The sequence below is a fragment of the Salidesulfovibrio onnuriiensis genome (assembly GCF_008001235.1).
GTDB classification, from domain to species: Bacteria; Desulfobacterota; Desulfovibrionia; order Desulfovibrionales; family Desulfovibrionaceae; genus Pseudodesulfovibrio; species Pseudodesulfovibrio onnuriiensis.
Genome location: NZ_CP040751.1, coordinates 2770246 through 2796750 on the forward strand (window position 1 = coordinate 2770246; position 26505 = coordinate 2796750).

A 26505-nucleotide genomic window follows, 5' to 3' on the forward strand; every position below is an offset into this window, starting at 1 on the left:
TTCATTTCGCAGGGAGTGTGTCTATCACGGCTCCGACCGCATCAATACCAACCCGTTCCACAAACCGGGCCGTACGCTCACGCGCCTTGGCGTTGGCGGCGTAATATTCAAGGACGGCCCGAATCACGGCCAGGGCTTCCGCCTCCGGGGCATCGGCAATCAGCTCGTCCCCCGCCCTCACATTGCGCCCGGCGTTGCCGCCGAAAAGCACGGCCCATCCCCTTGCGGAGCCCATGAGGCCGACATCCCGCACAAAGGACTCCCCGCAGCAGCGGGGACAGCCGGAAAGGCCGCATTTGATCATGGCGGGCATGGGGCCCAACGCATTCAGCAGAGTCTCCAGCTTGCGGGCCATGTCCCGGGTGGATTGCAGGCCGCGCTTGCAGCTCCCCCCGCCCGGACACAGAGTGACCATGGACGGACACTCCTCACCGACTCCGTTCACATGCCCGACAACGGCATCCACATGCTCGGCGGGAACGCCTTCGAGGACAAGACGCTGGGCGGCGGTGGCGCGAACACCGGGCAGGCCGTACAGGCGCACCACGTCGTTCACCTTGTCCAGGGTCTGGGCGTCAAGCCTTCCCTGCGGCATGCGGGGCTTGATCTCGTAACTGCCGTCAGCGCGTTCCACAACGCAACCGGATGGATATTCCTTCACATCTGTCTCCTAAATGGGCGGCGCAATGGTCACCAGCACGCGAAGGTCATTGTCCTCCGCTGCCCTGACGCCGTGCGGCTCGGCAATCCCGGTCACCAGCACATCCCCGGCCCTGGCCGGAATGACTGCGCCTTCGGCGCCCAGAAACTCGCCCTCGCCTTCCAGCACGGTAATGGTCAGCTCGCCTTCCAGGTCGTGCGAATGCAGGGGCAGACTCTGGCCCGCCTTGAAATTGAAACTCAGGACCTTCATGTACGGCGACTCATGCACCAGCTTGCTGGAAAAGACCAGGCCCTTGAAGTCATGCAAGTCAAATATATTGATATTCTTCATAACAATCTCCTTGATTCAACCGGCAATCCGTTCCCTGGAAAGCACCTGTCCCTTGAGCGAAATGGTGATACGCTCGGTCTTCACTTCCCGCCCGGCCTGCTGCATGGCCTGATTCAGAATGACGCTCATGGACGAGCAGCATGGCACCTCCATCTCCATGACGGTGATGGAATTGATATTGTTTTCGCGAATGATTTCCGTAATCTTCCGCACATATTCCATGGCATTGTCGAACTTGGGGCAACCCATGAGCACCACCTTGCCCGCCACGTAATCCGCATGATAGCCGGGCAGGGCCACAGGCACGCAGTCCGCGGTAAGCAGTATGTCGGCTCCCTTGAAAAACGGGGCGCTCGGCGGCACCAGGCGAAGCTGCACGGGCCAATGCCCCAGGTTGGATCCCTGGGCGGAGGACATCTGGGGGATGTTGGCCTGTTCGCACGGGCTCAGGGTCTTGAGGGCCGCACCCGGGCAACCGCCCCTGGGCGGAGCGGAAGGTTTCGCGTCTTCAAGGCGCAGGCTTTCCGGATCCGGCATATGGTCCGGTATATCCCTCCCCTGCCTGACGAGGAGTTCCTTGACGGCCTCGGGATCGAAATCCTCCACCATCCGTTCCTCCACGGTAAGCGCGCCCTCGGGACATTCTCCCAGGCAGGCCCCCAGACCGTCGCAGTAGACCTCGCTCACCAGCCGGGCCTTGCCGCCCACGATCTGCAGCGCACCCTCCGCGCAGGCAGGGACACACAGGCCGCAACCCGTACACTTTTCCTCGTCTATGTGAATCATCATTCGCTTTGTCTTCATACTATGTCTCCTTGAAATAACTACATCCTGGCCACACCGAGAAACACGGCGTGCAGACTGGCAACCAAAGTCAAAAACAATGCCCGCGAACGGGCCGGACCCAACCCCGGAAAACCGTAGCCGATCTGTTGCCTGGTGCAGGCGGAAACGCAGTCGCCGCACAGGGTGCAGGACAGCCCGGCCTGCCCGGTGCTGATCGTCGTTTCGGAAAGCGCATTGTAGCGGCAGCGGGCAAAGCATGCGCCACAGACGTCACACTCCGCACCAACACGCATCCGCCACGGGGAAAGCCTTCCCAGCACGTTGCCCACAAGGCCAAGGGGGCAAAAGGCGCTGCAATGAACCATCATGCCGCCGCGACGAGAGAACAAGACCATGACACCCACTCCCGCCAAGCCAAACACCGCCGCCAAAATAACTGCGACCAAGGCTTCGGCCCCGGCCATGCGCAATCCCGCGGCAACGGCCAGCACCATGATCAGCGTGATCACGCGCCCCAAAACAGACCAGCGGCCAAGCGTTTTGCTCGGAGCGGGCCGGGGCCCCCTGCGACTCAGCAAATCATCCCATGCGCCGATGTAGCACAGGTGGCTGCACCAGGCCGGACCGACCAGCAGAATCGTCGCCAGAAACAGCATGAGCATGAAATAGCCGCCGCCCCGAAACACTGGTCCGGCAACAATGAGCGCGGGCACGGGCAGATGCAGGTCGCCGGTCATGAGCATTTTCTCCATGCCCAGGAGCCCGAGGCACAGCTGCGCAAAGAAGACAAGGGAGAACAGGGCCCACAGGCGCGGCCGAAAACGCAAGGCATGCCTGGGAACGGCCATCTTTCCGCTCAGCCAGGCCGCGTAAACCGCAAGGCACAGAATCTCCAGCGGCCCCCACCCCGACAAATAACGATCAACCAGCAGCATGGGAACCGGAGCCAGTTCGCGGATGGTCCCCAGCCCGAACAGGGACAGGCAAAAGGCGGTCGCCTGCCAGGGGGCATTCGTTGCATTCCGTTCGAAGCGCTCCCCCGCGACCTTGCCGAGCATGACGGCCATGGCCCCGAGATTGAAGAGAAAGACGCACCCCATGATCATTGCAAGCCGCGTCCAGGGCGCACCCAGCGCCTCACGGAATCGTATGAAGTCCACGGCGACACCGGCCCATTCGTAGGCCCCAAAACCCAGAACAGCGACAAGTGCGAAGCGCACCCAGCCCTGCCGGGTCAGCAGCAGCCCCATCATGAGCAGGTACGCCGCGGCCATGCCCATGTCCCCCTGCCGGAAGTGGTGGGCGGCCAGCAAGAGGAGCGCTAGGGCCGGTATGGCAAGCAACATGTTCTTCATTCTTCCGTCTCCATGGCTCCACAGTGGACAATTACCGAGTCTGCTGACATGATTTAAGTCAAAGAAGCACAATTTATATGAATTTTTTTGGAGATCCCAATGACTCTCGCAGAAGCAGTGCGCTCCATCTCCCTCTTCGAAGGGCTTGCCGACGAACAACTGGAAAGGCTCGGCAATATCGCCGTGACCAAGACCTATGAAAAAGGGACCGTGATCTTTGAAGCGGATACCCCGGCCAACGGCTTTTACGCCGTGCTTTCAGGCCGGGTGAAGATCTTCCGCACCTCCCCTTCCGGCAAAGAGCAGATCCTGCATATCTTCGGTGCGGGCGAGTCGTTCGCCGAGGTCCCGGTGTTCGAGGGCACCACCTTCCCGGTCCACGCCCAGACCCTGGAAAAAGGCGAACTGCTTTTCGTGCCGCGCCAGGAATTTGCGCGCATGATCTCCCAGGACCCGGACCTGGCCATGGAAATGATGGCCCAGCTCTCGTCCCGGCTGCGCATCCTGGTAAACAAGATCGAGGAACTCAGCCTCAAGGAGGCCCCGTCCAGGGTGGCGTCCTACCTCCTGCTGCTGGCTGCCAGCCAGGAAAAAGACACCATCAGGCTCGATCTGCCCAAGGGACAGATCGCCTTTTATCTCGGCACAATACAGGAAACGCTGTCGCGGATCCTCAAGCGGTTTGTGGAAGACGGAATCATTGAGATGCAGGGCAAGGAGATCACCCTTGTGGACAAGAACGCCCTGCAGGAGATCGCCGACGAGGGGCGGTAGCCTCCGAAATCTTCATCCGAAGGCTCCCCAGGTCGACCCTCAAACTGGAATAGCCCGCCGCACAAACGTGCAGCGGGCTAGAAAATGCCGTTGTGGCAGGATAAAGCTAGGCGCTCATCTTGTTCACGGCAACCTGCAGGCGGGCGATGCGGCGAGCAGCGTTGCGGGAGTGAACAATGTTCTTGCGACCGGCCTTGTCCAGCATGGAGGAGGCGGTCTTCAAAGCTTCCTGAGCCTGTGCGGTGTCACCGGCTTCGATGGCCTGGCGAACAGCCTTGACGGTGTTCTTGATGCGGGTCTTCGCAATGCGGTTACGCAGGTTGCGCTTCAAGCTCTGACGGTGCCTTTTCAGTGCAGACTTGTGGTTAGCCAAAACAATTCTCCTAAAATCTTTTATTTAAATTCGTGTCGAACGATTTATTCGCTTCCAAAGACAGGGATGTGTATATGCCCTGCCCCTTCTTTGTCAAGATATTTTTAAACCTGCAACGCATTGAAGTCGGCCAGGCGGCTCAGACGATCCACCAGGGACTTGAGCAGGTTCAGACGGTTCAGGCGCACGGCCTGATCGTCGCACATGACCATAACATTGTCGAAGAACCCGTCCACGCCGGGACGCAGCTCACGCAACAGCCCGAAAAGACCGGCGAAATCATCATTCTCCCACAGCTCCTCGAACATGGGCGCGGTCTCGTCCAGCTTGGCGGCCAGCGCCTTTTCCTCGGCGTCCTCGAACAAGTCGTCCTCGTAGCTGCCGGTCAGATCCTGTCCGGCCTCGTCACCCTGCTTGCGAATGATGTTGGCCGCACGCTTGAAGGTCAGCACAGCCTGCTCGAAGTCGTTTTCGCGGCTGAATTCCGCCAGGGCCTCGATGCGCTTTTCCAGGGTGCGGACATCATTGAAACCGGCGCCGAGCGCGGCGTCCACCACCTTGGTATCAAAACCCTTGCCCGTAAACAAGGCGCGCAGCCTGTTGGCAAAGAAGTCCTGCAGCTTTTCCATGGATTCGTCGGCGTCCAGCTTCCACTTCACGCCGACGTAGGCGCCCTGGGCCCAGGACAGGAACTCCGTCAGGTCCAGATCCAGGCCGTGCTCCATGATGATGCGGCAGATGCCCAATGCGCAGCGGCGCAGGGCGAACGGGTCGTTGGCTCCGGTGGGAACCTTGCCCAGACCGAAGCACCCCACCAGGGTATCCACCTTGTCGGACATGGACAGCAACGCGCCGCCGAGGCTGGCCGGAACCGGGGTTTCGGGGCCTGCGGGCAGATACTGTTCGTACAGGGCCTTGGAGACGATCTCGCCCTTGTTGGCCCTGTCGGCATAAATGCCGCCCATGATACCCTGCAGCGAGTCGAACTCGATAACCATGTCGGACACGAGGTCGGCCTTGGAAAGGCGTCCTGCCTTGCCGTACTGCTCGTATTCGCCGGGGACGATGCCCTTGGCTTCGCCCACGGTTTCCGCGAGCTTGGCGCAAAGCTTTTCCAGGCGGCGGGTCTTGTCGCCCATGCTGCCCAGCGGGCCGAAGAAGACAACGTTCTCCAGCTTGTCCAGCCAGACCTGGGAATCGACCTTGCAGTCGGCCTCCCAGAAGAAACGGGCGTCCTCCAGGCGGGCCTTGAGCACACGCTCCCAGCCCTTCTTGACCAAAGCCAGATCCACGGGTTCGATATTCAGCGTGGTCAGGAAATGCGGCAGCAGGGAGCCGTCGGCCTTTTGCACGCCAAAGCTCTTCTGATGGCTCTGCATGCTGGTCAGCAGCACTTCGCGCGGCACTTCCAGGTACATCTTGTCGAATTCGCCCAGGATGGGAACCGGCCATTCCACCAGGTTGGCGACCTCTTCCAGAAGGCTTTCCTTCCAGACGATCTCGCCACCGGCTTCCTTGGCCAGCCGATTGCCCTCGGCAACCACGATTTCCTTGCGCTTTTCCGGGTCCAGGATGACCTTGGCCTTTTCCTCCATAACGGGGAAGTAGTCGGAGACCTTGTCAATGGTCCACGGACCGGGGCCCATGACACGGTGGCCATGGGAGATGCGGCCGGAGGTCAGGTTCTCCACGGAGAACTCGACCACGGCGTCATCCAGCAGGGCCAGGAGCCAACGCACCGGACGGCCGAAGGCGAAATCATACCCGCCCCAGCGCATCTTCTTCGGGAAGGTCATGGCCTCCACGGACTTGATGCAGACCCCGGGCAGAATATCCACGGTCTTGCCGCCGCCGACCACCTTGTTGGCGGCCAGGTACTCGCCCTTGTCGGTCTCCAGCTTGAAAATGTCGTTCTCGGACACGCCCTGGGTCTTGATGAACCCCAGGCCGGCCTTGGTCAGGTTGCCCTCGCCGTCGTAGGCGATGCGCACCGGAGGACCGGAAACGGTCTCCTCCTGCTTGCGCTGCACATCGCTGATGCCCTTCACGTATGCGGTGAGACGGCGCGGGGTCGCATAGGTCTCGATGCCGTCATAATCCACCATGGCTTCGGCCAGCAGGCTCTCAAAGGAAGCGGCAAGCTCCCTGGCCAGCTTGGGAACGAAGCGGGCGGGCATTTCCTCTATTCCGATTTCCAGAATGAATTCAGCCATTTTTCTACTCTTTCTCTCCGGTTCGCTTCCGGGCCGTTATTTCTTGAGCATGGGGTAGCCCATTTCCTCACGCTGGTCCGCGTAAAGACGGGCGATCCGGGACGCAAGGTTGCGCACCTTCCCGATATAGGCGGCGCGCTCGGTGATGGAGATGGCGCCGCGGGCATCGAGCATATTGAAGGAATGCGAACACTTCAGGCAGTAGTCGTAGGCGGGCCAGGGAAGTCCCTCGTCGCAGAGCCTCAGGCACTCCGCCTCGAACTTATTGAACAGATCCAGCAACATGGCGGAATCGGAAAGCTCAAAATTGTATTTGGACATCTCCACTTCGTTCCGGTGGTAGACATCGCCGTAGGTGACGTTGTCGTTCCACTTCAGATCGTAGACGGATTCCTTTTCCTGGAGATACATGCACAGGCGCTCCAGGCCGTAGGTCACCTCAACGCTCACGGGCTTGAGGTCGATGCCGCCCACCTGCTGGAAATAGGTGAACTGGGTCACTTCCATGCCGTTGAGCCACACTTCCCAGCCAAGGCCCCAGGCGCCCAGGGTCGGGGATTCCCAGTCGTCCTCGACAAAACGGATGTCATGTTCGCGGGCGTCGATGCCGATGGTGGCCAGGCTTTCCAGGTACAGGTCCTGGATGTTGTCCGGCGAGGGCTTCAGGATGGCCTGGAACTGGTAGTAATGCTGCAGACGGTTGGGGTTCTCGCCGTAACGGCCGTCCGTGGGCCGCCGGGAAGGTTCGACATAGGCGACCTTCCACGGCTCCGGACCGATAACCCGGAAAAAGGTGGAGGGGTTGAATGTCCCGGCCCCGACTTCAATATCAAACGGCTGGACAATGACGCACCCCTGCTTGGCCCAAAAGTCCTGCAGCTTCAAGATGACGTCCTGAAAATTCATGAAAAACTCCAAATATCAGACTTTTTTATAGTTCCCGCCCTCCCATTGGAGGCCGAGGTGGTAAGCGATAAAGAGCTCCACAAGCTCGAAAACCTGACGACGCACTTCACCGGCCATGCCCAGGCCCACCCAGTCGGAGGGACCGCTGCGCATGATCCAGTCAAGGGTTCGCAGGGTGCCGACAGAAACCTGCCGAGCAAGACCATCTACCGGTTTCTCCGGCGATTTACAAGCGCCGCATGCAATCTGCCCATTTTCAACCGAAAAAGTGACCCTGATGGTTTCATCCAGAGATGTGCCGCATCCGGTGCAACGGGAAAGATCCGGCGTGAAGCCGAGTTCGAAGGCGGCCTTGGCCCGGAACAGAATGGGGAATAGATCCCCCGCAGGCCTTTTCCGCTCCAGGGTTTCCAGGGTCTCCAGCAGCAGATCGAAAACGGCCCTGCCGTCTTCCTGACCGGGCTCGATGGCTTCGACGAACTTGATGCAGTTGGCGGCCTGTCCCAGCAGGGCGCTGTCCGCCTTGAGCTCCTTGAACCCGTTCAAAAGCGATCCCTCGGCCAGTTGCTGATAGGCCCCCTTGCGGTCCGTGCCTATTGTGAAAAGAACGAGATTGAGAGGATCCAGGCAGCCCAAAAACCGACGGCGGCTCCGAAAGCCGCCGAACGCAAATGCAGTAAACACCCCTCGAGAAGCGGTCAGTAACCGCACCCAGGCGTCAGCCTCCCGAAAACGCCCGACCTTGAGCACCAGGGCCTTTTCGGTCGCTTCCACGAAAAATTACCCCTTACACCGCCCTATTGTTTCCCGAAACGCAGGTCCTGGGTCTTCCCCTTCGCCTCTTCCATGGGATAGGGATTGCCGTTATACTGGATGGTCACGCCCGGGACGTTGCCGATGCGGATGCGGCGGTAGCTGTTGAACATGAGACGCAGAGGCTCACCCTTGCGCAGAAAAAAATCGCGGGCCATGTCCTGGCCCTCTTCCTTCCATACGCCGATCCAACATCCTTCGTCCGAAACGGCGCGGATAACCAAGGTATGCCTGTAGGCATCCCCTTCCTCCGAATCCTTCTCGGCAACGGACTGCTCGGCGGGCACTGCCTCCTTGGCGGGAGCGAGGCTGACAGCCTCCTCCCTGTCCTGCGCGGCAGCCCCCGCATCAGATCCGGCCTGTTCAACGGCATCCGGCTGCTCCACGGGGGCGGCCTCCACGGCACCGGGAGCCCCCTGAGGGGCTTCCGACGATTGAATGGCTTCCTGACTTCCCGACTCCACGGCAGGCGCTTCCACCGTTGTCGGGGCGGGAGAATGAAAACCGAAGTAATAGACCAGACCGCCAAGAATGCCCAGCAACACCACTATCAGCAGGACAGCGGGCACTCGGCTCTTCTTTGTCCCCATTCCGGATTCGCCTTCCTGAAAGGCCAGATCCGTACCAGGGGTGACATCATACTGGGTGGCGTCCAGCTCTTCGCTTTCCTTTTCCAGGTCGGAATCGAAAACCCGTGCAAGCTCATCGCCGTCCAAACCCAGAAACCTGGCGTAACTTCGCACAAATCCCTTGGCATAGACGGGATGCGGCAAATCATCCTTGTTGCCCTCTTCAAGGGCGATAATATTCCGGCGGCTTATCTTGGTGACCTCCATCACTTCCTTGATGCTCAGTCCCCTTTTTTCCCGCTCTTCCTTGAATATGGTACCTATTTCCTCAAATTTCATGATTTCTCCAGCACTACGCTGAGTTAGTTCATATAACGAATTACAGCTTTTTCTCGAAGAGCCTCAAAATAATCGTTGAAAGTCTTTTCCCGTTTGCTCTGAAGCAATTCGGTATATATCTGATCCTTGACTTCTTCAAACGGAATGTAATTTCCCTCATTCTTATCAATAAGCTTGATGAAAGTATTGGTACCCTGAATGATAACCGGTCCCTTCACTTCACCAGGCTTCATGTCCTTGAGAGGCGTGCGCCACTCTTCGTCCAGATCCTTCCAGGAAAATTCACCGATATCCCCGCCCGCATCAGTGCCCGGGCCAATGGAATACTCCTGTGCTGCCTGCTCAAAGGTCAGTTCGCCGTCGTCCAGCTTCTTGCCGATCTCCTGGGGCGAGACGTCGGAGGGAAGCATGATCACGGCCAGATGCAGCCCGCCGCCCAAGGAAAACTCCTCCTTGCGGTCCTCATAGGCTTCCTTGACCTCGGTATCCGTGACCAGCACCTTACTGTGAACCATGGCGCCCATAAGCCGCTGCCTTTCCAGGCTCGACTTCAGACGGGCCTTGAACTCATCATAGCTCATGCCCTCTTTCTCGATCTGAGCGATGAACGCCTCGGAGTCAAGCTTGTACTCTGCCTGCATCCTCTCGATTTCGGCCTGGATGTCCTCCTCACTGGCCGAAACCCCGAAACGATCAAGCTCCTGCTGCATCAACTGGTCCTCAACCATGTTATCCAGCAGCTTCTTCTTGATCTCCTTCAGTTCGGCAGAGCTGACACTTTTGCCCTGGCTCTTGAACCTTTTGACGACAACATCGACCTTCTCGTTCAAGTCGAACTCTGTGATAATACTGTCATTCACCTTGACCAATATCCGGTTCATATATTCCGAGCCCCAGGCGGACACGGACAAACAGCAGATCAAAAATGCAAGAATGACAAGGGTAATAGCTTGACGCACAACGCAACTCCTACAAACAAAAAATGATAGCACCGTACACTAGTCACTTTGGTGCAACTATGCAACGTTCCGAAAGCCTTTAAAAAGAAGGATTACGAGGTGGCGTTTCCGGAGTCCTCGACGGCCTCGTGATCGTCTTCCTTGGGCACCAAATGCTCACTGATCTCGATCTGCGCCGAGTCGAGCTTTTCCTCCAGCCACCGGGAATAAACCCTACGCAGCTTCTGCTCGAGCAGCACCTCCTCCACAAGCGGATAGGCCTGAGTCGGACTCAATACCTTTGCAGGACTCTTCTCAAGCAGAATAATCGATTCAAATCCGAATTTTTCAGAAATAATGGGCGTGGAGCCCCCCGCCTCGATCCCCTTGAGCGCGTTGACCCACGAGACAGGCAGGCGTTCCTCCCGCACAATCAGCTCACGTGCGGAGACTTCGCCCAAGGCAGTGGTCAACGCACTGACATCCTTGTTGGCCTTGTAATGCTCAACGCCCCTTTCCACAAGCTGCCTGTTGGGGCCGCGAAGCACCAGCAACTTCAGGCTGGCGGGCAGATAGAAGTCGGATATGTGCTTCTTGTAATAGCGCTCCGCTTCCTTGTAATCGATCTTCACCTGGGGCCGCAGCACCTGGGAGTAGAACTTGTTGACGGCAAGATGATACTTGAGCTGCTGACGCCAAGCCTTCAGATCGATGTATTCCTCGATCAAAACCTGCTCGAACGCCCCTTCGGGGTAATCGCTGCGCACCTGGTTTTCGGCTTTTTCGAACTCTTCGTTGGAAACCTCGAGTCCCAACTTCTCCAGCTCCTGAACAATAAGCTCCTGGACGATCAGGTCCCCCAATATCTGCCCGTATTCACTACGCAGCTTCTCCACACTGGGAACAATGGGACTGCCGCCGTCGCCCTGCATGAGGTCGTGCTGGAATTCCAGCTGGCTCAGCAGAATGGGCCGGCCATTGACACGGGCCACAACGCCCATTTCCTCGGGCTCACTGGTGCAGCCCACAGATATCAGAAGCAAACCGATCAGTACGATATTCTTGAACATGAGATTTCCACTTTGCTACTTTGCGTCGTTTTCCTTGCGGCCGCCTTGCGGCAGGCTCTCCAACTCCAGCGCCAGGGCCTGCAAGGCCGCCCTGCCCTGAAAATTTTCCACATAACGCACTTCAAGTTTCGATGGCGGTAACATACGGGCTGTCTCCTGTCGATCGGCAACCCACCGGATCAAATCTTCAGGAGTCAGCACCTGGACGTCCGTTCCCCAGGAAAGTACGGCCCGGCCGGGGTACAATTCGGCCCGCTCCACCTGTAGCCTGGAAAGCACCAGTTTCAACTCCAGAACCCCCAGGAAGCAAAGCAACTGCTCGGGCAAAGGACCGAAGCGATCCCGAAGTTCCGCCTCCAGCTCCCGAAGCTCCCTTTCGCCGGTGGCCGTGGACAGCGCCTTGTAATACCGAAGCCGCTCACGGGAATCGGGCAGGTAGTCCCCGGGAATATGCGCCTCGAAAACAAAATTCAGTTCCGGCTCGGATGCCCGGGTTCCGGCCTCGCCCCGAATCCGCCGAACCTCCTCTTCAAGCATCTCCAGAAAAAGTTCAAGTCCTACTTTAGCTATTTGGCCGGATTGCGCTTCTCCCAATATGTTCCCGGCACCGCGCAAGCGCAAATCCTCCATGGCCACCTTGAATCCGGCTCCCAGATAATCAAGGTCGAGAATGATGCGAAGACGCTTGCGCACCGTTTCCTGCAGCTTGTCCAAGGACGGCACCACGAAATAGGCATAGGCCTGCCGCTCGCTCCTGCCCACGCGGCCCCGCAGCTGATACAGCTGCCCGAGTCCGAACATCTGGGCTTGATCCACTATCAGGGTGTTGGCATTGGGAAAGTCCAGCCCGGACTCGACGATGGCGGTACACACCAGCACATCCAGCTCGCCGTGCCAGTACTTGTGCATGGTGTCCTCAAGGGCCTTCTCGGTCATCTGCCCATGCGCCATGCCCACCCGCGCCTCCGGAGCCAGCTCCCGCACGAATTCGGCAACGCGCTCAAGCCCGTTGACCCGGTTGTAGACCCAGAAAATCTGGCCGCCCCGGTCCAGCTCCCGCTTGAGAACCCCGGCCAGCTCGCCCTTGTCCCGCTCCATGATCGCGGTGTCCACGGGCTTGCGGTCCTGCGGAGGCGTCTCAATGACGGAAAGACCACGAATGCCGGAAAGCGAGAGCTGCAAGGTGCGCGGAATCGGTGTCGCCGTCAAGGTCAACACATCGATATTCTTCCGGAACTGTTTCAAGCGCTCCTTGTGCTTGACCCCGAAACGCTGTTCCTCGTCCAGGATGAGCAACCCGAGGTTGGGCAATTCCACATCCTTGGAAAGCAGCCGATGCGTCCCGATGAGAATATCCACCTCGCCCCGCGCCGCGGCATCGAGGGTGGTCTTCTGGTGCTTGCGGGAAACGAAACGGCTGAGCATGCCCACGCGCACGGGGAATCCCTCCATACGCTTGATGAAGGTCTGGTAATGCTGCTCGGCCAGGACCGTGGTGGGACAAAGCAAGGCTGTCTGTCGCCCTTCCAGAGCAGCGCGAAACGCGGCGCGCAGGGCAACCTCGGTCTTTCCGAATCCCACGTCCCCGCACACGAGCCTGTCCATGGGCTCGGGCTTTTCCATATCCTCGAAGACGGCCTTGATGGCCTTGTCCTGGTCAGGCGTTTCCTCGAACCCGAAAGTGGTCTCGAAATCCCAGTACAGCTCGTCCAGCGGACCGTAGGAAAAACCCTTGCTGACCTTGCGCAGCGCATACATTTCCACAAGCTCGTGCGCGATCTTCTCGATGGCCTTTCGCACCCGGGCCGTGGCCTTGGCCCAGCGGGAGCCGCCCAACTTGTCCAGGGACGGCATCGCGCCCTCGGGCCCCTTGTAGCGCTGGATCAGCTTGAGCCGGTCCACGGGCAGATACAGGCGATCATCGCCGTCGAAAAGCAGCAGCAGGTAGTCGTTGGCCGCATCGCCTATCTTGAGATGATGCAGACCGCCGAAACGGGAAAGCCCGTAATCCCGGTGCACCAACAGATCGTCTTCCACCAGGTCTTCGTACTGGTCGAGCCCCTTGAAGGCCTTGTCCGCTCCCACATGCGCCTTGGGCGGCTCGGGCTGCAGCACATCCTCACCCAGGATGCGCACCTGGCGCCAGGAAAGCTCCATGCCCTTCTTGTACGGCCCCACCAGGGCAAACACGCCCCGCCTGGATTGATCATAACGGGTCAGGAATTCGATGTTTTCCTGCTCGGCCAGGGTAAGAAACTTCTTTCGGGACCGCTCCGAGGAAAAACCGAGAATGGTCTGCCGGGCGCTGCCGCTCCATTCCTTGAGCGCAGCCATGAGCGCGGCCCAGGGCCTGCGCTGATGCTCCGGCTGCCAGAAGACGTCGCTGAAGCGGCCCACGGGCTGTTCGGGCAGGTCGATGCCGTCCTTTTCGCGCCCCAGGGTCAGCTCCTCGAAAACAAGCTGCTCACGGTCCTGCCAGATGGTCCTGGCTGTCTCCTCATTGCGGAAAACGAACCGGGACGGCCACTTCGTGCCCTGTTCGCGGGCCTGAAGGGCCAGGAAATCGACCCAGGCCTGTTCCTGGTCTTCCAGCCGACCCCGCAATTCGCCGCCGGCGGAGAGAATGACCTTGGCCGAACCGGGGAAATAACGTTCGAGTCCGCAGGCGTCGTCATAATACAGCCCCGGCCAGACATAACCGTCCGACTGATCCAGACGCTCGTTGAGGAGATGCTCCTCGGCGCTGGCCATCTCGCCGGTGGTCCGCAGGCGTTTCCAATGCTCCCGCGCCCGCTGCGCATGGTCGGCGGCGGCGATTCCCGGACACACGGGCAGCAGAACCGCCTCCAGCAGATCCGCGCGGGACCGCTGGCTCGAAGGATCGAAAACCCGAATTTCCTCCAGGGTATCGCCGAAAAACTCCAACCGGAGCGGAGACTGGTAGCCGGGCGCATAGATATCGAGAATATCGCCGCGCATGGACATGTCGCCGCACGCGGAAACCATCTTCTTCCGGGCGTATCCCCAGGAAACGAGCTGCTCCATGACCAGCTCGGGAGACATCTCCTCGCCACGGGCCAGGGGCAGCCAGCTGTTGCGCAAGGTCTCCGGAGACGGCCAGAACGGCAACAGGTTGTCCGCAGTCAGTATGATGCCCGCCGGTTTCCGTCCGTATTCCAGCGCATAGAGGCACGCCCAGCGCATGCCCCAATCCTCGGGACCGGGATTCTTGGGAATATAGGGAGGAAACGCGATCCACTCCTGCTCCCACAACGGAACAAACTGGTCATCCCCGCCACCGGCCATAAGGGACGACAAGGCGCTTATCTCCCGGAACTCGCGGGCTCCGGGGACAATGAAAATAGGCGAAACGCCGCGGTCCAGAAGCGCGCGGCCGACATAGGCCTGGCTGCCGCAGCCGCTCTTGAAGACACGCAGGCTTTTACTTTCGCCGTTGAAAAATGCCGATAACTGGGAAGGAAAATCCAATGAAAACACCTCGGGCCGACCGGCCCATCACGAAAAGCCGCCTCAACGCAAAAGCGAAAGGCGGCTGTCTATTTCTCAAAATAGAGAGAAGCTAAACAATATTCAATGCTTCTCTCTCCTCATTGCTCAACAGCTGGTTCAGATCAAGCAGGATCAACAGCCGATCTTCCATCTTGCCGACTCCGTCAATGTACTCGGACTCAAGGCCGGAAACAACAGGCGGCGGCGGTTCCACGGTATTGGCGGGAATGCGCAGCACCTCGGAAACGGAATCCACGACAAAACCAACAATCATCGTGCTGATTTCTATGACGATGATACGGGTATGCTTGTCATGCTCACGGGCTTCAAGGCCCAGCTTCTTGCGCAGGTCGACAATGGGAATGACCTTGCCGCGAAGATTGATCACGCCCTCGACGAACTCAGGCGCACGCGGGACGTTGCTGATCTCCATGGTGCGGATGATTTCCTGCACCTGGAGAATATCAACCCCGAACTCTTCCTCGCCCACACTGAATGTCACGAGCTGTATGAGTTCATCATCCTGCTGTCGAACTTCACTTTCTTCAATTTCCATCTCGGGAAACCTCTCTTGAGTGGCATGGAGTAACTCACTTGCGCAAGGCAAATCGCCTTTTCCAGACTGGCCTAACAGTGGCAAGGGAGCATTGGTTTGTCAATGGTAATATATTTTCCGCACGGCAAACATATTGATTTGGCGAATAATTTTGCTCCCGACCCTCCGGCCGGGCCGCGAAGCCGGTTATATCGAGGTTGACCTACTGCCGATAACGGTCTAACTTAGGCCTCTGTTAAGCACCTATCTATCTGTTATTTTTAAATTTGTAGCAAATTCAGGATGGTCCACCAAGCATGGGGCAGTATGACACTTCCACTGACGACTTCACCCTGGAAGACCAGGTAAAGTCGCTGGCTGACGATGAGCTGCTAGACTTCTGGGAAGAAACTCAGCAGCTTGCCCGGGCTCTCGACCAGGAGCAAAGCCCGGATTTGATGACCTCTCATCCCGAATACGAAAAAGTCATCCTTCAGGAACTGCAATTTCGTAGCTGTAGACGGCATATCCGCTGATACCGTCAGCAGAGAAAACGCCCGGCCCCTTTCAAGGCCGGGCGTTTTTTTGTCTCATTCCAGATAGCCGGCGAACAATTGCCGCAACTCCTCGAGAATATCGCCAAAAACACCTGTAAGGGTCTTGGCGAACAGATCCAGCAAAATGACCGCATTCACCGACGAGTCGGCCTCGGACGCATCCCTGACCCGCCTTGCCAGGGAAAGGTTCATCCGTTCGAGATTCTTGTAAATGGCCTTCAGTCCCTTGAAGTCCTCATCGCAACTCCCCTTTTCCTTCCGGGAAAAATACTGGGCCAGAAGATACATGGAAGTTGAACGGTAGACGGTTTCCACTTCGGTGGAAAACGGCAGATGGAACCGGGCCATGGGCCGGAAAAAGGCCGTATGCGGGCACCCGCTGGTGGGGATGATCAGGCCGAGCATCGAGCTGAGCCCGCGTTGCGCCGTGGTCTCGCAGAAATAGCGCCGCTCCGCGGTGACGACCTCCACCTTCACGGGCTCATGGGAAACCATGGTGCTGAACCGGTCCACGATGTCATGAATTCGAACCGCCAACGGGCAGTAGGGCTTCCACTCCTCCCCCACCGTGCAATGCGGGCACCGATGGTTGTCCAGCAGCGTCCACTCCGGGGGATTCGCGGGCACATCGCCGAGACATTCGAGCGTGACGGGATGAAAACTGAAGTCGAACCGGTCAAAGCGTCCGCTATCGAAGGAAAACAGATACGATATCTTCATGAATACCTGCAGGCAAAGGTTCATCGGTTTTCAGCATGTTAGCCGTCTTGCCCGGCAAAAGGCAAGAACGTCAAAAAAAAGGGCCGCATCCGAAGACGCGGCCCTTTGACTAACACTGACATCGATTACGGCTTCACCGGCAAACGTCCGATGCTGAAGTAGGCGAAACCGGCTTCTCCCATCTGCTTGGGGCCGTACAGGTTACGGCCGTCAAAAAGGATGGGGGCCTTGAGCAATTCCTTGATGCGCTCAAAGTCCGGATTGCGGAACTGATTCCAATCCGTGACCACGGCCATGCAGTCGGTGCCTTCCAGAGCCTCGTATTCGTCCTTGGCAATCTCAACCAGGTCGTTGCCCTGGAGGATCTCGGCGGCGCGTTCCCAGGCGATGGGATCGTAGGCCTTGACCTTCATGCCCTTGGAGGTCAGCACGCGGATGAGTTCCAGCGCCGGAGCCTCGCGCATGTCGTCGGTATTGGCCTTGAAGGCCAGTCCCCACAGGCCGAGGGTCTTGCCCGCGACGCCGCCCTGGGGCTCGTAGTAGTCGAGGATCTTCTGGGCCAGGACAACCTTCTGGTCGTCGTTCACGGTGTCCACGGCCTTGATCAGGCGGGCGTCATAGCCGTATTCCCGCGCGGTGCCGATGAGCGCCTTGACGTCCTTGGGGAAGCAGGATCCGCCGTATCCCACGCCGGGATAGATGAAATGGTAGCCGATGCGCACGTCGGAACCGATGCCCATGCGAACCTCGCTGACATTGGCGCCCACGCGTTCGCAGATGTTGGCCACTTCGTTGATGAAGGAAATCTTGGTGGCCAGCATGCAGTTGGCGGCATACTTGGTCATTTCCGCGCTGCGCACTCCCATGACGATGAGCTTTTCGCGACTGCGGGCAAAAGGTGCGTAAAGTTCCTTGAGGATCTCTGCGGACTCTTCGCTTTCCGTACCCACGACCACGCGGTTGGGCTTCATGAAATCGTTGACCGCGTCCCCTTCCTTGAGAAACTCGGGGTTGGAAACCACGTCGAAATCAATGTCCACTCCGCGCTTGTCCAGCTCTTCCCGGATGATGCCGCGAACGCGGTCCGCAGTGCCCACGGGCACGGTGGACTTGTCCACCACGATCTTGGGGGAATCCATGAGCTGGCCTACTTCGCGGGCCACGGCATCCACATAGGAGAGATCGCAGTTGCCCTGGTCGTCGCTGGGGGTTCCCACGGTGATGAACACCACGCGGGCGTCCTTCAGACCTTCCGCCAGGGAGGTGGTGAAGTCCAGACGCCCTTCCGCGTAGTTGCGCTTCACCAAAGTTTCCAGGCCGGGTTCGTAAATATGGACATGACCGTCCTTCAGGCCTTCGACAACGTCTTCATTCACGTCAACGCAGCTGATGTTGCTTCCCATTTCGGCGAAGCAGGCCGCGGTCACAAGGCCGACATAACCGGTTCCTACGATGCAAACATTCATGTATTGAGTATCTCCATATTTATTTACTTGAGAACAAAATCAGGCATAGGCGATACATGGAGCGCGCGACCATTGTCAATGCGTGATAAGTCGCCGGACCGAAAAGCCCCATGTATTTACTTCCAAAACCGGAACGCGTAATCACACCCATGACGAAACAATTCACTTGGAGGGAATACCAATGCCCGTACTCTGCGTAAATGTCGACCACGTGGCCACGCTTCGTCAGGCCAGAATGGGAATCGAGCCCGAACCCGCCACCGCCGCCTACATGGCCGAAATGGCCGGCGCCGTGGGCATTATAACACATCTTCGCGAAGACCGCCGCCACATCCAGGACCGCGATGTGGAGATGATCCGCAAAACCTGCAACACCCGCCTGCACTTCGAAATGGCGGCCACGGCCGAGATGCAGGGCATCGCCTTGGACATCGATCCGGAAACCGTCTGCCTGGTTCCGGAAAAACGCGAGGAGCTGACCACCGAGGGCGGCCTGAACTGCGTGGGGCGCGAAGCCGAACTCAAAGAGTTTCTTGCCCCGCTGCACGCCAAGGGTATCCGCTCCAGCCTGTTCATCGACGCGGACCCGGCCCAGATCGAGGCGGCCAACACCATCGGCGCGGAATTCATCGAGATCCATACAGGCCATTACGCCGACGCCAAGGAAATCAACGAGCGCAACGTGGAGCTGAGCAGGATCCTGGACGGCATCCGCCAGGCCCGCAACCTAGGGCTCAAGGTCAACCTGGGCCATGGCCTCAACTACCGCAACATCCTGGCCTTCAAGAACGTTCCCGGCATCAGCGAATACTCCATCGGACACAGCATCATGGCCCGGGCCATCTACGTGGGCCTGGACCGGGCGGTCCGGGACATGGCCGAAATCATCCGCACCTTCGTGGACTAGGACCGTCCAGGCATGATCAAGGGAACCGGACTCGACATAGTCGAAATCGACCGAATCAAAACCTTGTGGGAAAAGCACGGCGAGCGCTTTTCCCGCAAGATTCTCACCGATGCCGAAATGACCCAACTGCCCCGGAAGCATCCTGTGCCACGGCTGGCGGCCCTTTTCGCGGGCAAGGAGGCGGCCGTCAAGGCGCTGGGCACCGGCTTTGCCCGGGGCGTCCACTTCCATTGCGTGGAAATTCTTCACGCTCCCAGCGGAAAACCGGAAATCCACTTCCTCGACAAGGGTTTGGATGTTATGAAGGAATTAGGCGCGCTCCAGGCCCACATCTCCCTGACCCATGAAAAGGGGCACGCCGCGGCCGTGGTCATACTGGAAGGCTGAACCCGAACCACCGGAGGAACACGTGTTTCTGCCCCTGCCCACCCCCGATGAAATCGCCGCCTGGGATCGGGAAACCATCCGGACGCTCGGCATTCCGGGCATGGTGCTCATGGAAAACGCCAGCCGGGAGGCCGTGGCCGTCCTGCTCGAGGACTTCGGCGAGGTCGAGGGCATGGACATCCACCTCTTCGCCGGTTCCGGCAACAACGGCGGCGACGCGTTCGCCATGGCCCGCCACCTGGCCGACCTGAACGCCGACGTCACCGTCTTCCACACCAAGCCCAAGAGCAGATACACCGGGGAGGCCCGGGCCAACCTGAACCTGTGCGGTAAACTGGGCATCCCCATGCTCCATCTCGGAGCCGTGAATATCGAGACCCTGCCGCAACCCGACATAATCATCGACGGACTGCTGGGAACGGGCTTCCAGGGTGAATTGCGCCAAGACTACCAGCGTCTCGTCCAGGGCATCAACCGCCTCGGAGAGCGCGCCTACGTCCTTGCCATCGACATCCCGTCCGGCCTGAACGGGCTTACCGGCAAACCGCAGCCTGACGCTGTGCGCGCCGACGCCACGGCCACGTTCCAGGCCGCCAAGCTCGGACTCATCGGCTCCCGGGCCGAGGAATTCACGGGGGACCTCTTCGTCTGCTCCATCGGCATTCCCCGGCTGGTGCAGGACAGATTCGCCCCCAGGCGCTGGATGATCTCGGATGAAATTTTCAGGCAACTGCCCCCGGTGGAACCGGACATGCACAAGGGCCGGGCCGGGCATGTGCTTATAGTGGGCGGCTCCCAGGGGCTGACCGGCGCACCGCACCTGGCCGCGCTGGGCGCGCTGCGTGCCGGGGCCGGACTGGTCACCGTGGCCTGCCCCGGGGCATTGGCCGAATCCATCAAGGCCGGCGCTCCGGAAATCATGACCCTGCCCATCGGCTCCGGCACGGAATGGGAAAAAGGCGATGCGGCCCGCATCGCTTCCCACCTGGACCGCTTCGATGCGGCGGTCGTCGGGCCGGGCCTGGGAAGGACAAGAAAAACAGTTGATTTTCTGAATGAACTTGTTGCAATGTGTCCCCTTCCCTTGGTGCTCGATGCGGACGCCCTCTTCTGTCTGGCGCAACGGCCGGAGCTTTTGAAGAGCCTCTCCGAAAAAGTCGTGCTCACGCCCCACCCCGGGGAAATGGGCATGCTCACGGGACGGACATCCGCCAATGTTCAGGACGACCGGATCGGGACCGCCGAGGAATTCACCCGCAACACCGCAGCCACCCTGGTGCTTAAAGGTTCCTGCACCGTCGTGGCCGATAACCAAAGGACCTGCATATCTCCCGTTTCCGCTCCCGCGCTGGCCGTGGGAGGTTCCGGTGATGTGCTTGCCGGCCTTGTCGGTTCCCTGCTTGCACGCGAGACGGCCCCGTTCATGGCCGCCTGTCTCGGAGTGTACTGGCACGCGACCGCCGGTTTGCTGCTTGAGGAACGATACCCGTCCCGGGGCAACCTTGCCCGGGAAATAGCAACCATGCTGCCCGAAGCCGCAAAGGAGTAAGGACATGCTCAAAGCAAAAGACATCATGACCGCATCCCCCATTACCCTGACTCCGGAAACCGACATTGTGACCGCAGTGAAAACCCTGCTGGACAACAAGATCAACGGAGTTCCCGTGCTTGAGGGCGAAAAGCTGGTGGGCGTCCTGACGCAAAGCGACCTGGTGGCCCAGCAGAAGGAACTGCAGCTACCCTCGTTCTTCACCCTGCTGGACGGCGTGTTCCCTCTGGCTTCCTACGAGGAGCTGGACAAGGAAATGCAAAAGATCTCCGCCATTGTGGTGGGCCAGGCCATGACCAGCAATCCCACCTTTGTTTCCCCGGAAGCGGACCTGACCCAGATCGCCACCATCATGGCCGAGCAGAAGCTCTACACCCTGCCCGTGGTGAACGAAGGCAAACTCGTGGGCGTTGTGGGCAAGGAAGATGTGTTGCGCACCCTTGTGGAACAAGGACAATAGTTTTCCATGCTGAAGCTCCGCCTGAAAAACGCCGAATCCACCCTCGAATTGGGGAAAATACTGGCAAAAAGCATGGCGGAAGCCTCATTTCGACCGGCTGTGCTCTTGCAGGGCGACCTCGGCTCCGGTAAGACCACTTTGATACGGGGGCTTGTGGAGGCCCTGCCCGGCGCGGAAAACGCGGAAGTGGCCAGCCCGAGCTTCAATATTTTCAACGTGTACCCCACAACCCCCCAAGTGGCCCATTTCGACCTCTACAGGCTGGAAGGAATGGAGCCGGACGACGCGCTTTTCGATTTTCTCGAAGACGGCGCAACCGTCACGGTCATCGAATGGGCCCAGTTTCTCGGCCGGGAATACTGGCCGCAGGAGGCGCTGAGCCTGGAATGGTCCCCGGAGCGTAACGGCCGGGAACTCACCATAACAACCATTGGGAGCAAGGCCCGGGCGCTGCTGGAGTCCCTGACGCCTTTTCTCTCGGAATATACAACGGAATCGGATCTGACATGAACATCGTCGTACAGAAATTTGGTGGAACTTCCGTTGCCAATCTGGAATGCCAGAAGCAAGTCATGAAAAAGGTCCTTCGCCCCTACCGCGAAGGGAAGAAGGTCGTGGTGGTGCTTTCCGCCATGGCCGGGGAAACCAACCGGCTCCTGGCGCTGGCCAAGGAATGGAGCGACAACCCGGACCCGGCCGAGGTGGATTCCCTGGTTTCCACCGGCGAACAGGTTTCCTGCGCCCTTTTCACCATGCTGCTCAAGCAACAGGGCGTGCGCGCGCGCTCGGTCCTGGGCTTCCAGGCCTTCATCCACACCGACTGCAGCTACGGCAAGGCCCGCATCGTGAATATCGACACCGACGAGCTCAAGAACATGCTTGAGGAAAACGACATCCTCGTGGTGGCGGGCTTCCAGGGCTGCGACGAGCAGCGCCGCATCACCACCCTGGGCCGTGGCGGCTCCGATACTTCCGCAGTGGCCATGGCCGCGGCCCTGGACGCCGAGGTCTGCGAAATTTATACCGATGTTCCCGGTGTCTTCACCACCGACCCCAACATCTGCAACGACGCCAAGAAAATGGACAGGATCTCCTACGACGAGATGCTGGAAATGGCCAGCATGGGCGCCAAAGTGTTGCAGATCAGGTCTGTCGAATTTGCTCAAAAATATAATGTCGACGTGCATGTGCGCTCCACTTTCACCGATGAAATGGGCACGCTCGTCACTCAGGAGGATATTGATATGGAATCCGTTCTCGTTTCCGGGGTCGCCTACGACAAGGATCAGGCCCGCGTCACCCTCGTCCACGTTCACGACGAGCCCGGCATTTCCGCCGCCATCTTCGTGCCCCTGGCCGAAAAGAAAGTCCTCGTGGACATGATCGTCCAGAACCCGAGCAAGAACGGCCGTACCGACATGACCTTCACCATCCCCAGGGCCGACCTTGAACAGACCCTCAAGGTGCTGGAAAGCCTACGATACGAAATAGGATACGAGGAGTTGCTATACGCTGAAAACGTCAGCAAAGTCTCGATTATCGGCGTCGGAATGAGAAATCATTCCGGCGTGGCATCAAGAGCTTTCAAAGCGCTGAGCGACGAGAACATCAACATTCTCATGATCAGCACCTCGGAGATCAAGGTTACCTGCCTCATAGAGGACAAATATACGGAACTCGCAGTCAGAACGCTGCACAAAGCCTTCGAACTTGAAGAAGGCGGGATGAAACCAGAGTCATCATGAAAAAAGTAAGCATATACGACACCACACTGAGAGACGGCACCCAGGCGGAAGAACTGAACCTGACCATGGAAGACAAGGTCAGGATAGCACACAAGCTCGACGAGCTGGGTGTCCACTACATCGAGGGAGGCTGGCCAGGCTCCAACCCCACGGACCACCACTTCTTCCAGGAAATCCAAAAACACTCCTTTCAGAATTCGACCATCACGGCCTTCGGGAGCACTTACAACCCGAAGGCCTCACCGGAAACAGACCGGATCTTCCAATCCCTGCTGGAATCCAAGGCCGAGGTCCTGACCATCTTCGGCAAGACCTGGGACCTGCACGCCACCCTGGCGCTGGGCATCGAGGAACAGCGCAACACGCAGATCATCCGCGAAAGCATCGCCTACCTCAAGCCACATGTCCGGGAAGTCTTCTTCGACGCCGAGCACTTTTTCGACGGATTCAAGGAAAACCCCGAATTTTCCCTGGCCTGCCTCCGGGCGGCCCACGAGGCCGGGGCGGACGTGCTGGTGCTCTGCGACACCAACGGCGGTTCGCTCCCCCGGGATATCTCGGAAATCATCCGGACCATCCGGGAAAAGCTGCCGGAGGCCGCCCTGGGCATCCATACCCACAACGACAGCGAGCTTGCCGTGGCCAACGCCCTGGAGGCGGTCCGCCAAGGCGCGCGTCACGTCCAGGGCACCATCAACGGCTACGGCGAACGGTGCGGCAACGCCAACCTCTGCTCCATCATCCCCTGCCTGGAACTCAAGATGGGTCTGGAAGCCATCGGGGAGCAGAGAATGAAAAGCCTGGTGGAGGCCTCCCATTTCGTCAGCGAAATCGCAAACTTGCGCCCATTCCTGCGCCAGCCTTTCGTGGGGGCCTCGGCCTTTGCCCACAAGGGAGGCGTGCATGTGAGCGCCGTGCGCAAGGATGCCCGAACCTATGAACACATCAAGCCCGAGGCAGTGGGCAACGTGCAGCGCATCCTGCTCTCGGACCTGGCCGGACGCAGCAACCTGCTGACCAAGGCCGAGCAGTTCGGCTACCCCCTGGACAAGGGCGATCCCCGCGTGGACCAGATCATGAAGGAGCTCAAGCTGCGCGAAAGCATGGGCTTCGAATACTCGGTCGCCGAGGCCTCCTTTGAGCTCATGTTCCATGAGGCCATCACAGGGAAAACAATCAATTACTTCAAATTCCTGAACTTCTTCGTGGCGGACGCCAAGCGGGAGGAGGACGCGGAACCCACCTCCGAGGCCACCGTCATGGTGGAGGTCGAGGACCAGATCGAGCACACCGCCGCCACGGGCATGGGCCCGGTCAACGCCCTGGACCGCGCCCTGCGCAAGGCCCTGGAGCGATTCTACCCCAACCTGGCCGACGTCCGCCTGCTGGACTTCAAGGTCCGCGTCCTGTCCGGCGCAGTGCGCGACACGGGCGGCACGGCCTCGTTTGTCCGGGTGCTCATCGAATCCGGCGACCAGTACAACCGCTGGACCACGGTGGGCGTTTCCCACAACATCATCGAGGCCAGCTGGCAGGCCGTGGTGGATTCCATCAACTTCAAGCTGCTCTGCGACGAAAAAAGGAAACTGACGCAATGACGAACTCCGCTCCGATACGCATCTCCATCCTCATGGACAATACGGCAGGCCCCGGCCTGGCCTGTGAATGGGGATTTTCCACCTCCATCAGGACCGGCAACGAGCTCTGGATATGGGATGCGGGCGCATCCCCGAAGTTCCTGGCCAATGCTGCGCTCATGGGCATTGATCCGCTCGAGGCGGCAGGCCTGGCCCTGAGCCACGGCCACTACGACCATACCGGCGGAATCCAGGCCTTCCGCGAGGCTGGCTACCAGGGTCCCGTCTTTGCCCATCCCGGCTGCACCAGGAAGCGTTACAGCGTCAAGGAGGCTGGGACCAAGTCCATCGGTCTGGCCTCGCCCCTGGGGGACTTCACGCCCGTGGCCGATACCGGAAAACTCAACGGCGTGATCACCATGATCACGGACATACCGAGGATTCCCGGCAACTACCAGGCCGTGAAGGGTTTCTCGTTCAGCCCGGACGAAAACATTCCCGACCCGGTGGAGGACGACGCCTTCCTGGCCATCGACACGCCCAAGGGCTGGGTCATCCAGCTGGGCTGCTGCCATAGCGGGGTCATGAACAGCCTGCTCTGCGCCCGCGAACGCCTGGGCGTGGAACATATTCACGCGGTGCTGGGCGGCCTGCACCTCTACAACGCGGACACCGCGGCCATCGAGGAAAGCGCCGAGGCCTGCCGCATGTTCGGCGTGGAAAAACTGGCCGTGGGGCACTGCACCGGGGAAAAGGCTGCCAAGGCCCTCAAGGAGATGCTCGACTGCGAGGTCACGGACCTCCGGTCCGGCATGCGGTTCGACTTCTAGCTCACAAAAGACATCCGCAAAAAAGCCCTGCTCCGCACACGGAACAGGGCTTTTTCATTATCTTTTCCCGAGAGACTACATGGAAGCGACCTTCTTGACCAACCGCTTGAGCTGGTAGGTGAAGCTGGCTTCGTTGTCGTACCAAATGATAAGCTTGAGCTGGGTGCCGTCCAGCACCCGGGTCATGGGAGCATCGATGACTCCGCCGAAGGTGCAGCCGGTGTAGTCGATGGAGACCAATTGCTCTTCGGAATAACCCATGTGCTCATCGGCGGCGGCCTTGAGGGCTGCGTTGACTTCCTCGGCCGAGGTGGGCTTCTTCAGCTCACAGACGAGGTCCACCAGGGAGACGTTGGGGGTCGGCACGCGAATGGACATGCCGTCCAGCTTGCCGTCCAGTTCGGGCAAAACCAGGCCGACGGCCTTGGCGGCGCCAGTGGTGGTGGGCACCATGTTCACGCCGCAGGTGCGCCCCCGGCGCATGTCCTTGTGGGTGCCGTCCAGCACGCGCTGGCTCATGGTATAGGCGTGCACCGTGGTCATGATGCCGTGCACGATGCCGAAATTATCGTTGATGACCTTGGCGGCCGGGGCCAGGCAGTTGGTGGTGCAGGAGGCATTGGAAATGACCTTGTGCTGGGCGGTCAGATCCTTGTCGTTGACGCCCATGACCACGGTGATGTCCGCGTCCTTGGCCGGGGCCGAGATGACCACCTTTTTGGCGCCGCACTCCATGTGCTTCTGACAGCTTGCCTGGTTGTTGAACTTGCCGGTGGATTCCACCACCAGGTCACAGCCCATGTCGCCCCAGGTCCAATCGCCTTCGCCGTGACGAGTGACCACCACTTCCTTTCCGTTGATGCTGAATCCGTTGGCGGTGGGTTTCACGCCCGGGAAACGCCCGTGGACCGAGTCATATGCCAGCAGGTAGGCCAGGTCCTCATTGGAGGCTCGTGCGTTCACCGCCACCAGTTCCAGGTCCTTGTCGCCGGCGAGTATGCGCGTGAGATACCGTCCGATGCGTCCAAATCCATTGATACCAATTTTCGTAGCCATGTGTCTCTCCTTGGGGATTGGTTGGATTCACATCCAAATATAAAACCAAAGTTATCTGTTGGCGCAAGCTATTTTC

General features: G+C 59.3%; 26 protein-coding genes. 10 read left to right on the forward strand and 16 right to left on the reverse strand.

What is annotated here, in order from left to right; translation table 11 throughout:
* Window position 1: 1 nt before the first annotated feature.
* From FGL65_RS12590 to FGL65_RS12605, 4 genes are read right to left on the reverse strand one after another with little or no spacing between them, the layout of a single operon-like run.
* Window positions 2–661, reverse strand: coding sequence for a nitrite/sulfite reductase domain-containing protein (locus FGL65_RS12590; protein ID WP_250645481.1), 660 nt, complete (start codon window positions 659–661; stop codon window positions 2–4).
* Between the two features lie 9 nt (window positions 662–670).
* Complete coding sequence (locus FGL65_RS12595; RefSeq protein ID WP_147821531.1) at window positions 671–994, reverse strand: cupin domain-containing protein; 324 nt, start codon at window positions 992–994, stop codon at window positions 671–673.
* A gap of 15 nt (window positions 995–1009) precedes the next feature.
* Window positions 1010–1798 (reverse strand): ATP-binding protein, encoded by a 789-nt coding sequence (locus FGL65_RS12600; RefSeq protein ID WP_147821532.1) that lies wholly within the window; start codon window positions 1796–1798, stop codon window positions 1010–1012.
* Between the two features lie 20 nt (window positions 1799–1818).
* Window positions 1819–3135, reverse strand: a complete 1317-nt coding sequence (locus FGL65_RS12605; RefSeq protein WP_147821533.1) for a 4Fe-4S binding protein — start codon at window positions 3133–3135, stop codon at window positions 1819–1821.
* A 99-nt stretch (window positions 3136–3234) separates the two neighbouring features.
* Here FGL65_RS12605 and FGL65_RS12610 point away from each other — a divergent pair, with 99 nt between their 5' ends.
* The gene (locus FGL65_RS12610) at window positions 3235–3909 is read left to right on the forward strand and encodes a Crp/Fnr family transcriptional regulator (protein WP_147821534.1); all 675 of its coding nucleotides are present in this window, start codon (window positions 3235–3237) and stop codon (window positions 3907–3909) included.
* 106 nt (window positions 3910–4015) lie between these two features.
* Here the strand turns inward: FGL65_RS12610 and rpsT are convergent, their stop codons facing one another.
* The 9 genes from rpsT to FGL65_RS12655 form a co-directional block, all read right to left on the reverse strand.
* Complete coding sequence (gene rpsT / locus FGL65_RS12615) at window positions 4016–4282, reverse strand: 30S ribosomal protein S20 (RefSeq protein ID WP_147821535.1); 267 nt, start codon at window positions 4280–4282, stop codon at window positions 4016–4018.
* Window positions 4283–4386: 104 nt separating this feature from the next.
* The gene (gene glyS, locus FGL65_RS12620) at window positions 4387–6495 is read right to left on the reverse strand and encodes a glycine--tRNA ligase subunit beta (RefSeq protein ID WP_147821536.1); all 2109 of its coding nucleotides are present in this window, start codon (window positions 6493–6495) and stop codon (window positions 4387–4389) included.
* A gap of 36 nt (window positions 6496–6531) precedes the next feature.
* Window positions 6532–7401, reverse strand: coding sequence for a glycine--tRNA ligase subunit alpha (gene glyQ / locus FGL65_RS12625; protein ID WP_147821537.1), 870 nt, complete (start codon window positions 7399–7401; stop codon window positions 6532–6534).
* A gap of 15 nt (window positions 7402–7416) precedes the next feature.
* Window positions 7417–8175: a DNA repair protein RecO gene (recO, locus tag FGL65_RS12630; RefSeq protein WP_147821538.1), complete on the reverse strand. Its 759-nt coding sequence runs from the start codon at window positions 8173–8175 to the stop codon at window positions 7417–7419.
* A gap of 23 nt (window positions 8176–8198) precedes the next feature.
* Window positions 8199–9122 (reverse strand): RodZ domain-containing protein, encoded by a 924-nt coding sequence (locus tag FGL65_RS12635; protein ID WP_147821539.1) that lies wholly within the window; start codon window positions 9120–9122, stop codon window positions 8199–8201.
* Window positions 9123–9145: 23 nt separating this feature from the next.
* Window positions 9146–10081 carry a SurA N-terminal domain-containing protein gene (locus tag FGL65_RS12640; protein WP_187170386.1) on the reverse strand — a complete coding sequence of 312 codons (936 nt, stop codon included), beginning with the start codon at window positions 10079–10081 and terminating at the stop codon, window positions 9146–9148.
* A 92-nt stretch (window positions 10082–10173) separates the two neighbouring features.
* Window positions 10174–11130 carry a peptidylprolyl isomerase gene (locus FGL65_RS12645; protein ID WP_147821541.1) on the reverse strand — a complete coding sequence of 319 codons (957 nt, stop codon included), beginning with the start codon at window positions 11128–11130 and terminating at the stop codon, window positions 10174–10176.
* Window positions 11131–11145: 15 nt separating this feature from the next.
* Complete coding sequence (gene mfd / locus FGL65_RS12650) at window positions 11146–14619, reverse strand: transcription-repair coupling factor (protein WP_147821542.1); 3474 nt, start codon at window positions 14617–14619, stop codon at window positions 11146–11148.
* A 91-nt stretch (window positions 14620–14710) separates the two neighbouring features.
* Window positions 14711–15196, reverse strand: a complete 486-nt coding sequence (locus FGL65_RS12655) for a chemotaxis protein CheW (RefSeq protein WP_147821543.1) — start codon at window positions 15194–15196, stop codon at window positions 14711–14713.
* Window positions 15197–15492: 296 nt separating this feature from the next.
* Between FGL65_RS12655 and FGL65_RS12660 the strand changes: the two genes are divergently transcribed.
* Window positions 15493–15711: a hypothetical protein gene (locus FGL65_RS12660; protein WP_147821544.1), complete on the forward strand. Its 219-nt coding sequence runs from the start codon at window positions 15493–15495 to the stop codon at window positions 15709–15711.
* Window positions 15712–15765: 54 nt separating this feature from the next.
* On the opposite strand, the gene FGL65_RS12665 is transcribed toward FGL65_RS12660, so the two are convergent.
* On the reverse strand, window positions 15766–16452 hold the full coding sequence (locus tag FGL65_RS12665; protein WP_147821545.1) for a DUF6901 family protein: 687 nt from the start codon (window positions 16450–16452) through the stop codon (window positions 15766–15768).
* A gap of 125 nt (window positions 16453–16577) precedes the next feature.
* Window positions 16578–17918: a UDP-glucose dehydrogenase family protein gene (locus FGL65_RS12670; RefSeq protein ID WP_147821546.1), complete on the reverse strand. Its 1341-nt coding sequence runs from the start codon at window positions 17916–17918 to the stop codon at window positions 16578–16580.
* A 181-nt stretch (window positions 17919–18099) separates the two neighbouring features.
* Between FGL65_RS12670 and FGL65_RS12675 the strand changes: the two genes are divergently transcribed.
* The 8 genes from FGL65_RS12675 to FGL65_RS12710 are packed head-to-tail and all read left to right on the forward strand — an operon-like array spanning window position 18100 to window position 25373.
* Complete coding sequence (locus FGL65_RS12675) at window positions 18100–18825, forward strand: pyridoxine 5'-phosphate synthase (RefSeq protein ID WP_147821547.1); 726 nt, start codon at window positions 18100–18102, stop codon at window positions 18823–18825.
* Window positions 18826–18837: 12 nt separating this feature from the next.
* The gene (gene acpS / locus FGL65_RS12680) at window positions 18838–19212 is read left to right on the forward strand and encodes a holo-ACP synthase (protein WP_147821548.1); all 375 of its coding nucleotides are present in this window, start codon (window positions 18838–18840) and stop codon (window positions 19210–19212) included.
* A 22-nt stretch (window positions 19213–19234) separates the two neighbouring features.
* Window positions 19235–20761, forward strand: a complete 1527-nt coding sequence (locus FGL65_RS12685; RefSeq protein WP_187170387.1) for an NAD(P)H-hydrate dehydratase — start codon at window positions 19235–19237, stop codon at window positions 20759–20761.
* A 4-nt stretch (window positions 20762–20765) separates the two neighbouring features.
* The gene (locus tag FGL65_RS12690) at window positions 20766–21221 is read left to right on the forward strand and encodes a CBS domain-containing protein (protein ID WP_147821550.1); all 456 of its coding nucleotides are present in this window, start codon (window positions 20766–20768) and stop codon (window positions 21219–21221) included.
* 6 nt (window positions 21222–21227) lie between these two features.
* A complete protein-coding gene (gene tsaE / locus FGL65_RS12695) occupies window positions 21228–21731 on the forward strand; it encodes a tRNA (adenosine(37)-N6)-threonylcarbamoyltransferase complex ATPase subunit type 1 TsaE (protein WP_348981255.1) in 504 nt (167 codons plus the stop codon).
* A complete protein-coding gene (locus FGL65_RS12700; RefSeq protein WP_147821551.1) occupies window positions 21728–22966 on the forward strand; it encodes an aspartate kinase in 1239 nt (412 codons plus the stop codon). The genes tsaE and FGL65_RS12700 overlap by 4 nt, the downstream gene beginning before the upstream one ends.
* Window positions 22963–24564: a citramalate synthase gene (cimA, locus tag FGL65_RS12705; protein ID WP_147821552.1), complete on the forward strand. Its 1602-nt coding sequence runs from the start codon at window positions 22963–22965 to the stop codon at window positions 24562–24564. The genes FGL65_RS12700 and cimA overlap by 4 nt, the downstream gene beginning before the upstream one ends.
* Complete coding sequence (locus FGL65_RS12710; RefSeq protein WP_147821553.1) at window positions 24561–25373, forward strand: MBL fold metallo-hydrolase; 813 nt, start codon at window positions 24561–24563, stop codon at window positions 25371–25373. The genes cimA and FGL65_RS12710 overlap by 4 nt, the downstream gene beginning before the upstream one ends.
* 75 nt (window positions 25374–25448) lie before the next feature.
* Here FGL65_RS12710 and gap read toward each other — a convergent pair whose 3' ends face one another.
* On the reverse strand, window positions 25449–26429 hold the full coding sequence (gap, locus tag FGL65_RS12715) for a type I glyceraldehyde-3-phosphate dehydrogenase (protein WP_147821554.1): 981 nt from the start codon (window positions 26427–26429) through the stop codon (window positions 25449–25451).
* Window positions 26430–26505: the final 76 nt, after the last annotated feature.